The sequence below is a fragment of the Caballeronia sp. INML1 genome (assembly GCF_023631085.1).
Classification (GTDB): domain Bacteria; phylum Pseudomonadota; class Gammaproteobacteria; order Burkholderiales; family Burkholderiaceae; genus Caballeronia; species Caballeronia turbans.
This window is the reverse complement of sequence record NZ_JALQDT010000066.1, coordinates 27,414-40,057: the sequence shown is the minus strand read 5'-3', so window position 1 is coordinate 40,057 and position 12,644 is coordinate 27,414. Positions and strand designations below refer to the sequence as shown.

The window sequence follows — 12,644 nt, the reverse complement described above, 5'->3', positions numbered from 1 at the left end:
GAATGCGGCGATCGTCGGCACTTGCGCGCCCCGCCCCTCGTATTCCCGCTTGACAGACACTCTTACGATATATATCTTTAGATATGTTTTAAGACATATCTGGAGTGTTCTGATGAAATCCCGCTGCATTCAACGCGCGCGTGAAGCCGGCTTCCGCGCATTCGGATCTGGTTTTCCCTTCGACGCCCCCGAGTGGTCTGAGCGTTCGATCTTCGAACGCTGGGGCATGATCGGCCGTCATCGCCACGGCGCCGGCGGTCGCTTCGGCGGCGGTCCCGGCGGAACGGGTGGCATGGGTGGCATGGGTGGCATGGGTGGATTCGGCGGCGAGGACGGCATGCCGCGCGGACGCAAGTTCTCCTCCGACGATCTCCAACTGCTGCTGCTCGCGATGCTCGCCGAAGCGCCGCGTCATGGCTACGAACTCATCAAGGCACTGGAAGACCGCTCGAACGGCTTCTACACGCCGAGCCCCGGCATGGTCTATCCGGCGCTCACGTATCTGGAAGAGCTGGGCTACGCCACCGTCGAACTGGAAGGCAATCGCAAGCGCTATGCGCTTTCGGATGCGGGTCGCGACTATCTCGCGTCGAACCGCGAGCGCGTGGACATCATGCTCGCGAAGCTCACGCACTTCGCACGCAAGATGGATCTCGTGCGCCGCGCCTACATGGGCGAGGAAGCCGATGACACCGCCGCCGATAGCGGCTGGGCGCCCGAGCTGATCGCCGCGCGCCGCGCGCTGAAGAAAGCGCTGCTCTTGCGCACCGACGCATCGCAGGACGAGCAACGCCGCATCGCCGCGATCCTTGCGCGCGCGACGGCCGAAATCGAACAGAACCCGGCGCCGAAGCAGGCGTAAGAAGGAGCCATACACGATGACAGATTCCATTCTTCAAGACAGACCCGATCTCGAAGTCGCGCGCATTCGTCACGCGCTCAAGTTCCGGTTGCTGCAAGTCACGCGCGTAACGGCGCTCAATCCGTATCTCGTGCGCGTGACCTTCACGGGCGATTCGCTCGACGACTTCGTGAGCGCCTCATTCGACGATCACGTAAAGCTCTTCTTCCCGCAGCCCGGCGAGGCGATGCCCGCGCTCCCGCAGGCCGGTCCCGACGGGCCCATATTCGATGCGTCGAAGCCGCGTCCGATCGCGCGCGATTTCACGCCGCGCCGCTTCGACCGTGTAGCGCGCGAGCTCGATATCGAATTCGTGCTGCACGAAGCCGGCCCCGCGACGGCATGGGCCGCGCAAGCCGCGCCGGGTCAATATCTCGGCATCGGCGGACCGCGTGGGTCGTTCGTCATTCCGACGCAGTTCGACTGGCATCTGATGATCGGCGATGAAACCGCCCTGCCCGCCATCGCGCGGCGTCTGGAAGAGCTGCCCGAAGGCACGCGCGTCGCGACGCTGATCGAAGTCGCCGATCAATCCGCACGCATCGAATTCGATACGCGCGCCGATCTCTACGCGCAATGGCGCTATCGCAACGAGAGCGAGCATCCCGGCGGCGCGCTGCTGCTCGCCTTGCGCGAAACCTACGTGCCCGATGGCGAAGGCTACGTGTGGGCCGCGGGAGAAGCCACGCTGATGCGCGCGGTCCGCAAGCTGCTATGCGACGAACGCGGCGTCGACAAGAAGCGCATTCGCGCTTCCGCTTACTGGAAACGCGGCGAACAGGGCGTGCACGAGACGATCGACGGCTGATTTCCAGAGCGATTTCGCAGCAGGACCGCCACGGATTGATCGACCTCAGGCGACGCGCTACAGAGCCGTGCACTGGGCATCGCAGGAATTGAGCGGACTGTCCCTGAAAAGCGGACATTGCCGCATGGCGCGCGCAGACGCTGCGTCGGATTGCTTTAGGGACGCTCGTCCGCGCGACTGCGCCTCGCGCAAGCGTTTCTTGCCGCCGCCGAATCGGTCCGAAGAAAGTGACAACGTGAGGGGCCATTTGCGTCTGGCGCTTGCGAAAGCAAAAACGTCTTCGGTTCGAAGCACGCGCCAAGCGCGCACAAAGCCTGGGCAAAGCCGCGATAATCGAGGCACGCAGACGTTCAACGCTCATCAAACGGTAGTGCGACCATGACCGACACATTCAGGAAAAAGCCCGGCGAAGAGCCCGCGAAACCGGGCGGCTTGCGCAAATCGCTCACGAGCTATGGAGACAACGGTTTCTCGCTGTTCCTGCGCAAAGCCTTCATCAAGGGCGCGGGTTATACCGACAGCGCCCTGGATCGCCCGGTGATCGGCATTGTCGATACGGGCAGCGCGTATAACCCGTGTCACGGCAATGCACCGCAACTGATCGAAGCGGTGAAGCGCGGCGTGATGCTGGCGGGCGGCTTGCCGATGGACTTTCCGACGATCTCGATCGCCGAATCGTTCTCGCAGCCGACGAGCATGTACCTTCGCAACCTGATGTCGATCGACACGGAAGAGATGATCCGGGCCCAGCCGATGGACGCGGTCGTGCTGATCGGCGGATGCGACAAGACCGTGCCCGCGCAACTGATGGGCGCGGCATCGGCCGGCATTCCTGCGATTCAACTCATCACGGGCTCGATGCTCACGGGCGCGCATCGCGGTGAGCGCGTCGGCGCATGCACGGATTGCCGCCGCTATTGGGGGCGTTTTCGCGCGGAGGAAATCGACGAAGCGGAAATCGCGGCCGTGAACAATCAGCTCGTCGCGAGCGTGGGCACCTGTTCCGTGATGGGCACGGCGAGCACGATGGCATGCATCGCCGAAGCGCTCGGCATGACGGTGCCGGGCGGCGCATCGCCGCCCGCGGTCACGTCGGATCGCATGCGTATCGCCGAACTCACGGGCACGCAAGCCGTGCAGATGGCGCGCGATGACCTCACCATCGACAAGGTCCTCACGGCCGAGGCATTCGAAAACGCGATGCGCGTGCTGCTCGCGATCGGCGGCTCGACGAACGGCATCGTGCATCTCACCGCGATCGCCGGACGCATGGGCTATGACGTCGATCTGAAGGCGCTCGATCGCATGGGTCGCGAAACGCCCGTGCTAGTCGACCTGAAGCCTTCCGGATTGCATTACATGGAGGACTTTCACAAGGCCGGCGGCATGGCCACGCTGCTACGCGAATTGAAGCCGCTCCTGCATCTGAACACATTGACGGTCACCGGACGCACGCTCGGCGAAGAGATCGAAGCCGCAGGGCCGGCATTCGAGCAGGACGTCGTGCGTCCCTTCGACAAACCGATCTATCCGCAAGGCGGCATCGCGGTGCTGGAAGGCAATCTCGCACCGGGTGGCGCGATCATCAAGCAATCGGCGGCGAACGCGAAGTTGATGGAACACGAAGGCCGGGCGGTCGTGTTCGAGCATGGCGCGGATCTCGCGGCACGCATCGATTCCGACGATCTCGACGTCACACCCGACGATATCCTCGTGCTCAAGAACATCGGGCCCAAGGGCGCACCGGGCATGCCGGAAGCCGGCTACATCCCCATTCCGCGCAAGCTCGCGTTGAAGGGCGTGAAGGATATCGTGCGCGTCTCCGATGGACGCATGAGCGGCACGGCGTTCGGCACTATCGTTTTGCATGTGACGCCGGAATCGGCAGTCGGCGGCCCGCTCGCGCACGTTCGAACCGGCGATCGCATTCGCCTGAGCGTGTCGAAGCGTGAAATCAGTCTGCTCATCAGCGAAGAAGAACTCGCCGCACGCGCGAAGGCAACGCCCGTCAGCGTGCCGAGCGCGGATCGTGGTTATCGCAAGTTGTTTTATGACACGGTGACGCAGGCAGACAAGGGCGTCGATTTCGATTTTCTGCGCGCGACGCAGATGCGAGGCGTGATCCCGCGCCGGTAAACCTGATCGACCAGTGGCCGCTTTCGAGCGGCTTTTTTCTGTTCATCGCGATCATATCGATGCGATCGCGGCAATCTTCGACTACGCGCGGACGGATTGCATCCAATATCAGGCATGCAAGATGCCGATTCGCGCGCTTCGTTTTAAGATAGCCACATCATCGCAACCGGCTCTGGCGCCAGGAGTAGGCAGGTGCTTCTATTGAATCGTGGACGTGGCGCGGCGCTGTGCATGACCTGCGCGTTGTCGTGCGGGCCAGTGTGCACTTTCGCAGCCGCGCCGCATGGTGGTCATGCTGCAAGTGCAGTCGAGGGCGCGAGCAGTACATCGGCGCAAGTCATCCTGTCCGCCAACGCGCTTGCGCCGAACTTCACCGGCGACGATCCCGCGCAAGTCCGCGACGCGCTCGCGGGGCACCCTGCGCCGGGACAATCGGCATCGATCACGAACCGCGTACGGGCCTTTCTCTCGCGTCCGTTTCACAAGGCGCAGCAAGGCGCATCCGCGGCGTCGGGCGCGAGTCAGCCTCGCGAGCAGACCGAGCGCACGTTCACGTTCGTCATTCCGGTTTCATATGGCGTGCGCTATCTGTCGAGAAAGAAGGTCCTTTCAGTGAATGTCTCGCTCGCGGCACCTGAAAATCCCGATGCCATCCTGCTCAAGCAGACCGTGAAGGGACAAAGCGGCCGCAAGCTCGTCGTCGCGCCAGAGGCCAAGGAGAAGGGATTCGTTCAGACCTTCGACGTCATTCAGTTGAAGCCGCAGAGCGGCATCAAGACGACCGTCAGCGGCCGGATCGTGCTCCCGAGCTTCGATCATGCGCACGGCAACGGCGACTTCGCGATCGTGCTCATCTGCTCGCTCGCGCCGCCCTACCTGACCGATGACATCGAACACAGCGCGCCTACCGACGAAGAACCCACGGATATCACGCGCAGGACATCGACATTGAATGGAAGAGTTGATGCAGCGTGGCTCATCGATCGCAAGGAAGGTACGATCATCACGAAGCGGCTGCACCTCGTGAAGTAGCGGGTGCAGGAGACGCCAGCTGATCACGAGATAACGCAACGGCTGATTCATGGGCGCCCGTGCGAAACCGCTGCGTTCCAAGCGACTACAATCGACGTTCGATTACACGCAGCGAATCCCCCCTGAAACATGGAGTTTTTCGACGCAAAGCGTGCTCGCACCGCAGGCCATACCGCGCCGGGTCGTGCGGAAATGGCGTCACGCGGAGAACCTGAATGCCCGCCAGATTGAACGCCGTTCGCAAGACCGGACGCATGGTCAGCCGCCGGCTGATGCGGCGCAACAGCACCGCCGCGATGCGCTTCGCCGATGCGTTTTCGCGGTTTCCGGCGCTCGCCGGACTCATTGGCACCGCCATCGCCGTTTCCATGGCCGCGTTGTCGTTTGCCGCGCTTTGGCAAGGTCGCGCGCAGGCATTGCAGAACGCGAATCAGGCAGCGGCCAACCTCGTCGCTACCTTGAGCGCCGATATCGCGCGCAACATCGAATCGAGCGACCTGTCGCTGCGCACCATCGTCAGCGGCATACAAAACCCCGCCGTGATGACGCTTCCTCCCGATCTGCGCAAACTCGTGCTCTTCGATGGCGCCACCGGCACGAACTATGTCGGCGGCGCGTTCGTGATGAATCGCGAAGGACGCATCGTCGTCGAACGCGATCCTTCAGAGCACGCCGACCTGCTCTTCAACGATCGTGATTACTTCAAGGCGCATGCCGAACATCCCGACGCCGGCCTCTTCATTTCCGGACCCTACGTGTCGCGGCTGCGCAAAGGCGCGGTCTCGCTCGCGCTGAGCCGGCGCATCGATGCACCGGACGGGTCGTTCGCGGGTGTCGCGGTGATCGCGCTGGACGTGGCCTATTTCAAGAACCTGCTTTCGCGCGTGAACGTCGGCAGGTCGGGGTCCGTGTTCATCGTTCAGCAGGACGGCGTGATGATCGCGCGCAAGCCTGCATTGCCCTTGGACGAAGCCAGGTACGTCGCCAGATCGCCGACCTTCGCCGCGATGCGCGACGCTCCGTCCGGCTCGTACATATCGAAATCGCCACTCGACGGTGTGCGACGGCTTTATACCTTCCAGCACGTACCCGGCACGCAGATGATTGCGGCGGTCGCGCCCGCGGAGCATGAAGTGCTCGCTGCGTGGCGCGAGCGCAGCATCGTCATTGGCGGACTGACGATGACGTTCGGCGGCGGCTTTGTCGTCATCTCCTGGCTGCTTGCGATCTCGCTGCGGTCGCGGGCGATCGCGCAAGCGAAGCTGCAACGCCTTGCAGGCACCGATTCGCTCACCGGCCTGTCCAATCGCCGCGCGCTGGACCGCCGGCTCGACGAGGAATGGCGGCGCGCCCGTCGCGCCGATCAACCCCTATCCGCCTTGTTCGTCGACGTCGATCACTTCAAGCTGTACAACGACACTTACGGTCACGCGATGGGCGACGATGCGCTCGTCGCAGTGGCCGATTGCATACAGAATTCCACGAAGCGGCCCGGGGATATCGTGGCGCGCTACGGCGGCGAGGAATTCGTGGTCGTGCTGCCGGGTGCCGAAGCGAACGGCGCGATCACGTTCGCCGAGCGCCTGCGCGAGAAAGTGGAGAAACTCGCCATCACCAACAGTGCCGCGCCCAAGGGCGTGCTGACGATCAGCATCGGTATCGCGACCGCCTCGCCGCGCCAGATCGAAGATGCGCTCAAGCTGCTCAATAGTGCCGACGCCGCGCTCTATCTCGCCAAACGAACCGGCCGCAACCGCGCGATCCACGAGGACAGCGTCGCAGGCGGCGCTGGCTAGAGCGAGGCGCGCAACATCGCGCGTATCATGCATCGTGAATGCAATCGTGCGTTTTGCATGCCGCATTCAAACCGCATTCGAGTGCATTCAGAATGGGAGGAGACAATCCGATGACCGCATCCACCGCCGTATTCGCGATTCTGTTCTCGCTGCTGCTGGGCGCGATGATTCCGGGCCCGAGTTTCGTGATCGTGGCCCGCAATGCGATCGGCATATCTCGCGCCGATGGTCTCGCGACCGCGCTCGGCATGGGCGTCGGCGGCATCTTCTTCGGCGGCATCGCTCTGGCCGGCCTCTATACGCTGCTCGTGGCCGTCGAGTGGCTCTACGTCGGGCTGAAGGTCGCGGGCGGGCTGTATCTCCTCTACGTGGCGTCGAAGATCTGGCGCGGCGCCGCGCAGCCGATGCAGATGTCGACGCAAGACGATCCGCCCGCACTCGCGACGAGCGCACGCAAATCGTTCTGGCTCGGCCTCACGACGCAGTTGAGCAATCCGAAGACCGCCATCTGGTACGGCAGCATCTTCGCGGCGCTCCTGCCGCAACATCCTCCGCTGTGGTGCTACTTCGTCTTGCCGCCGATGGTCTTCGCGATCGAGACGGGCTGGTACACGGTCGTCGCTTTGGGTTTCTCCAGCAAGCGTCCGCGCGAAATGTATCTGCGCGCGAGGAAATGGATCGACCGGATTGCCGCGAGCGTGATCGCGATACTCGGCTTGCGGCTCGTACTTACCGCGGGCCGAACCGGTCTGTGATTCCGTATGCAAAAGACATAACGCAAACCGGCATCAAACGTTTTGAATGCAAGAGGAGAAGGGCCGGCCGCGCCACGGAGCACGTCCGGCCTTCTATCACGAGGAGATTAGACGCACTCGCATCACAGTGGATGCAGCTTGCCGTTCAGGTCCATCGTCCATTGTGAGCCGTCCTTGAACGTCAGCACGCCGCTTTGAGCGTCGATATGAATCGGCTTTCCGGCCGGCTCCTTCTTGTCGCCTCCGACGATCCGGGACATCTCGGAAGAGGACAGATGCTGGGCATGTTGCAGATCGTCGAGCTTCAGGTTCGCCATGGCGTTTCTCCTTGCGGTGCGTGAGCGAGAGTTCGTTAGATTCGAATCGAGCGTTTGTTGGCGCCCGCTCTGTCTTTTGCATTTGATATGCCAACCCTTGGGTATATGGTCTCGAAGCCGCTGCGCCTTATGCCGCGGCCTTGCGGCAGGCAGACCCGCATCATCATCAACGCGGCAGGTCAGACGCCGGCCAACACACGATGCGCGGCACTGTGGGCGTCGCGACGACATCGCCCATCCTTTCGTTTCGCCAACACGGAAATTTGTTTGCCCTCATTGGCGCAGGACTTGCTTTTATCCGCGCTCAGATATCCGGCGATACGACCGGTTCTGCAAAGGAGGAGGCGATGCAAGACGTTATTCACCAAATCGCGGCGAGCCACGATGAACAAGGGAGCGGCTGGCTGATCCCCTCGATCCGCAAGGCGCACGAACGGTCGGAGACGTTCGGCCTGAACGCATCGACCCGCCCCGATTACGACGTGCTCACCGAAGGCGAGTTGCTGCTCAAGCTCGAACAGAACCGTGTGCTGTGCGCGCACGCGACGCCGGTAATGGAAACGCTGCGCGAACAGATCGTGAACACGCAAAGCATGATCGTGCTGACCGATGCGCAAGGTCTCATCCTCCATTCCACCGGCGACGACGATTTCCTCGCACGCGCCGAGAAAGTTGCGCTGAGAGCCGGCGCGAACTGGGCCGAGGAACGGCAAGGCACGAATGCGATCGGCACCGCAATTGCGGAACGCTCGCCCACCGTCGTGCATGGCGATCAGCACTATCTCGCGGCCAATCGCTTTTTGACGTGCTCAAGCGTGCCGATCCTCGATCCCTATGGCGATCTGATCGGCGTGCTCGATGTGACCGGCGATCATCGAAGCTACCATCGCCACACGATGGCGCTCGCGCGCATGTCCGTGCAGATGATCGAAAACCATCTGTTTTCCAGCACTTTTCAGGGCATGCTGCAGATCGCGTTTCATAGCCGCCCCGAATTTCTCGGCACGCTGATGGAAGGCATCATGGCCTTCACCTGCGATGGTCGCTTTCTCTCCGCCAATCGCAGCGCGCAGTTTCAGTTCGGCCTGTCGATCGCGTCGCTGCGCGCGCATACGCTCTCGTCGCTCTTCGGACTGACGAGCGCACAACTGATCGATCGTTCGCATGCGAGCCGCGCTCCGCATTTTCCCCTCGACCTGAACAACGGCGCCGTCGTGTGCGCGCGTGTGCGCCTGAACCGTGCGCCGCTCGCCGGAGTGGCGCCCACATCCAATGCGATCAAAGCCGCGCCGCGCGCATCCGCTGCAATCGATGCGTCATCGAAGCTCGCTTCACTCGACACGGGCGATCCAAAAGTGGCTGTGGTGATCGCCAAGGTCCGCAAGGTCATCGGCAAGGACATACCGATACTCGTCACCGGCGAAACAGGCACCGGCAAGGAACTGCTCGCGCAGGCGATTCACAGCGATTCGCCGCGCCGCGCGGGACCGTTCGTCGCGGTGAACTGCGCATCGATTCCCGAGAACCTGATCGAATCGGAACTCTTCGGCTATGAGGAAGGCGCCTTCACCGGCGCCCGGCGCAAGGGCGCGGCCGGCAAGCTGCTGCAGGCGAACGGCGGCACGCTGTTTCTCGATGAGATCGGCGACATGCCCTATCCGCTGCAGGTGCGCCTTCTGCGCGTTCTGCAGGAGCGCGTCGTCGATCCACTGGGTTCCAGCAGGTCGATACCGGTCGATGTAGCCATCATCTGCGCGACGCACCGCAATTTGCGAGAGATGATCGAGCAGAACCGCTTTCGCGAAGACTTGTATTACCGACTGAACGGACTCGTCGTCAAGCTGCCGCCATTGCGCGAGCGCACCGACCTCGCAACTGTGATCACGAAGATGCTGCACGCCGTGAGCGCCGACGAATCACGGGGCACGCGCCTGTCCATCGACGATGAAGTGATGGCGCTCTTCCAGCGCTACGCGTGGCCCGGCAACTTCCGGCAACTGTGCAATCTCCTGCGCACCTCCGCCGCGATGGTGGACGACGACGGCTGCATTCGCCGTGAACATCTTCCTGATGACTTCTTCGAGGAGCCTCGCGTTAATACGCAAAACGTGTTTGAAGCATGCCCTTCATCGGCGCCCGCTTCGGGACGACTACAGGAAGTCACGGCGTCCGTGATCGCCGCTGCGCTCACGCGACATCGTGGCAACGTATCCGCCGCCGCGCGTGCGCTCGGCGTTTCGCGCAACACGATCTATCGCAAGATGCCCGCTTGTTCAGCGATGGAGCAGTGAGTTGTTCCATGCGGTGTTCCACTTCGAGACACCCCTGTTCCTAAGGGGTACAGCGCGGCACGTGAATCGCGCTACTTCGAAATGAAACTGAAAGGCTAAACCGTGCACATGCACTGCGTTTTCTTCGAAGGCATGGAGCTTGCATTTTCGATGTCCGATTGCGAATCCTTCGCGATCCGACTCGAACATCACCTTAGGAGATGAACATGCAATGGACGACGCCTGCCTTCACCGATCTGCGCTTCGGCTTTGAGATCACGATGTATATCGCCACACGCTAACGCTTCGATGAAGCAAGCCCGGGTCGAACAGCGCCCGGGCCTGCGTCCTTCTCTTCCCGTCCCACATGAACTCAACGACCGCGCATACGGGCGCACCCACGCGCCCGCGCTTGCGTGCGCCTCTTAAGCTGCATTGGCATGCGGGCATGCGCACGTGCGAGATCGTGCATCCGCGCGGCAGCATCGAACTGAATCGCAGCGCTGGCGAAATACTCGCGCGCTGTGATGGAACGCGCGAACTCGACGACATCATCGGCGAGCTGGAAGCGCGCTTCGGAATGGCGGGGCTCGCCGCCGATGTCTATCGCTTCATCGATGAAGCGCGCCGTCTCGGCTGGATCGACTGAACGCGCGTTGTCACATCGGGCAACACGTCGATCGCCCCACTGCTCCACGATGCAACACCCCTGCATGAACATCGCACGACGCTTGCGTCCAGCTCCTCGTGCATGAGATCCGCATGCAGCAAGGCAAGCGGGCACATGAATCATCAATGGCACATGACTTGCCTTGAAGATGCCGCAACCGTTCGCATCGCTATCGAGATTCAAGTAGACGTTGCATCGACAATACCCAGGAGACAACGATGAAGATTCGCTTCAGTCCGGCAATGCGCATCGCGGCCATTGCAGCAGGCGCCGTTGCTGCATTCTGCGTAGCGCAGCAACAAGCCATCGCGGCGAGCGGCACGCCGGCGCCGTATCCGGAAGTCAGCTACGAGCGTCTTACCAGCGCGCAGGAGGATCCAGGCTGGCTCACGTACTACCGCACGTATAACGGTCATGCGCATTCGCCGCTCAAGCAGATCGACACGAGCAACGTAAAGAACTTGAAGCAGGTGTGGAGCTATAAGTTTCCGAAGGACTTGCAGCAAGGCTTCGAAGCGACGCCCATCGTCAACGGACGCTTTCTTTTCGTGACGACGCCCAAGGACAACGTTTATGCATTCGATGCTGCAACGGGCAAGCAGCTATGGAAATACGAGCCGAATCTCGATGCGAAATCCTTCAAGACCGCATGTTGCGATGTGGTCAATCGCGGCGTCGCGCTATACGGAAAGAATGTCTATGTCGCGATGCTGAACGGCGAAGTGGCGGCCCTCGATGCGCAAACAGGCGCGCTCGTGTGGAAGAAGGCGATGTTCGATCCGGGCGTCGGCTACGCGTTCTCGCTTGCACCTCTGGCGCTCGATGGCGCGCTCGTCGTCGGCAGTTCGGGCGGCGAGTATGGCGCGCGCGGTTTCATCGCCGCACTCGATCCCAATGACGGCAAGGTGCTCTGGAAGCGTTATACCGTGCCCGGCGCGAAGGAACCTGGCGGCAATACATGGCCCGACGGCATGCAGGAACATGGTGGCGCGCCCGCATGGCTCACCGGCACCTACGACTCGGCGACGAAGACGCTTTATTGGGGCGTCGGCAATCCGGGACCGTGGCTCGCCGATCTTCGTCCCGGCGACAATCTCTATTCCGATTCCCTGCTCGCTCTCGATCCGAAGACGGGTGATCTCAAGTGGCACTACCAATACACGGCCCATGACACGTGGGACTATGACGGCGTGAACACGCCCGTGCTCGCGAATATCAAATATCAGGGCAAGGACTACGACGCGATCGTTCACGCGGACCGCAACGGCTTCTTTCACGCAATCGATCGCAGCAACGGCAAGCTGATCTATGCGCGGCCTTTCGTCACCGCGACATCGGTCACGGGCTATACGGACGATGGCAAGCCGATTCAGGACCCAGCCAAGTATCCGAAGACCGGCACGACCATCGAAACATGTCCGAGCTTTCTGGGCGGCAAGAACTGGTGGTCCGTGTCATACGATCCCCAAACGCATCTCGCGATCGTGCCGGCCCTGCATGCGTGCATGTCCTTGTCGGGCAAGTCGGTGAACTACATGGAAGGTCTGCCCTATCTCGGCGAAGGCTTCGAGATCAAGCCCGAGCCGAACAGCAAAGGTTATGGCGAGTTGCAGGCCATCGATGTCGATACGGGCAAGAAGGTCTGGAGCCACTGGAGCAAGCTGCCCTGGAACGGCGGTGTCGCGACGACGGCGGGCGGCCTCGCATTCAGCGGCTCGCTCGATGGTCGTCTCTACGCGTTCGACGAAAAGACCGGCAAGGTCTTGTGGCAAAGCCCGAAGCTCGCGAGCGGCATCATCGCGCAACCTTCGGTGTATGAGATCGACGGCAAGGAATACGTGGCGATTCTCGCGGGCTATGGCGGCGCGAACCCGATCTGGGGCGGACCGATGGCGAAGGCCGCGGACAAGGTTCCGCGCGGCGGCACGCTCTATGTCTTCGCGCTCAATCGCACCTGAA

Annotated in this window: 11 protein-coding genes; 10 read left to right on the top strand and 1 reads right to left on the bottom strand. The window is 62.0% G+C overall.

Annotated features, from left to right (window positions below; genetic code table 11):
• Positions 1-226 precede the first annotated feature (226 nt).
• The 6 genes from NCR38_RS26900 (at position 227) to NCR38_RS26875 (ending at position 7,428) form a co-directional block, all read left to right on the top strand.
• Entirely contained in the window at positions 227-862 is a 636-nt protein-coding gene (locus NCR38_RS26900) for a PadR family transcriptional regulator (RefSeq protein WP_250477847.1), read from the top strand.
• A gap of 16 nt (positions 863-878) precedes the next feature.
• Complete coding sequence (locus NCR38_RS26895) at positions 879-1,709, top strand: siderophore-interacting protein (protein ID WP_061116409.1); 831 nt, start codon at positions 879-881, stop codon at positions 1,707-1,709.
• Positions 1,710-2,087: 378 nt separating this feature from the next.
• Positions 2,088-3,845, top strand: a complete 1,758-nt coding sequence (locus NCR38_RS26890) for an IlvD/Edd family dehydratase (protein ID WP_061116408.1) — start codon at positions 2,088-2,090, stop codon at positions 3,843-3,845.
• 192 nt (positions 3,846-4,037) lie between these two features.
• Complete coding sequence (locus NCR38_RS26885; protein WP_061116407.1) at positions 4,038-4,877, top strand: hypothetical protein; 840 nt, start codon at positions 4,038-4,040, stop codon at positions 4,875-4,877.
• Positions 4,878-5,149: 272 nt separating this feature from the next.
• Positions 5,150-6,673 (top strand): sensor domain-containing diguanylate cyclase, encoded by a 1,524-nt coding sequence (locus NCR38_RS26880; RefSeq protein WP_086960757.1) that lies wholly within the window; start codon positions 5,150-5,152, stop codon positions 6,671-6,673.
• Between the two features lie 110 nt (positions 6,674-6,783).
• A complete protein-coding gene (locus tag NCR38_RS26875) occupies positions 6,784-7,428 on the top strand; it encodes a LysE family translocator (RefSeq protein ID WP_061116405.1) in 645 nt (214 codons plus the stop codon).
• Between the two features lie 122 nt (positions 7,429-7,550).
• On the opposite strand, the gene NCR38_RS26870 is transcribed toward NCR38_RS26875, so the two are convergent.
• The gene (locus NCR38_RS26870; RefSeq protein ID WP_061116404.1) at positions 7,551-7,745 is read right to left on the bottom strand and encodes a hypothetical protein; all 195 of its coding nucleotides are present in this window, start codon (positions 7,743-7,745) and stop codon (positions 7,551-7,553) included.
• A gap of 347 nt (positions 7,746-8,092) precedes the next feature.
• Between NCR38_RS26870 and NCR38_RS26865 the strand changes: the two genes are divergently transcribed.
• The 4 genes from NCR38_RS26865 to NCR38_RS26850 all read left to right on the top strand — a co-directional run bounded on the left by NCR38_RS26865 (position 8,093) and on the right by NCR38_RS26850 (position 12,643).
• Positions 8,093-10,036 (top strand): sigma-54-dependent Fis family transcriptional regulator, encoded by a 1,944-nt coding sequence (locus NCR38_RS26865; RefSeq protein ID WP_250477836.1) that lies wholly within the window; start codon positions 8,093-8,095, stop codon positions 10,034-10,036.
• A 206-nt stretch (positions 10,037-10,242) separates the two neighbouring features.
• Complete coding sequence (gene pqqA, locus NCR38_RS26860; protein ID WP_008347847.1) at positions 10,243-10,317, top strand: pyrroloquinoline quinone precursor peptide PqqA; 75 nt, start codon at positions 10,243-10,245, stop codon at positions 10,315-10,317.
• 65 nt (positions 10,318-10,382) lie between these two features.
• Positions 10,383-10,664, top strand: coding sequence for a pyrroloquinoline quinone biosynthesis peptide chaperone PqqD (pqqD, locus tag NCR38_RS26855; RefSeq protein WP_061116403.1), 282 nt, complete (start codon positions 10,383-10,385; stop codon positions 10,662-10,664).
• 239 nt (positions 10,665-10,903) lie between these two features.
• Positions 10,904-12,643: a methanol/ethanol family PQQ-dependent dehydrogenase gene (locus NCR38_RS26850; protein ID WP_061116402.1), complete on the top strand. Its 1,740-nt coding sequence runs from the start codon at positions 10,904-10,906 to the stop codon at positions 12,641-12,643.
• Position 12,644 lies beyond the last annotated feature (1 nt).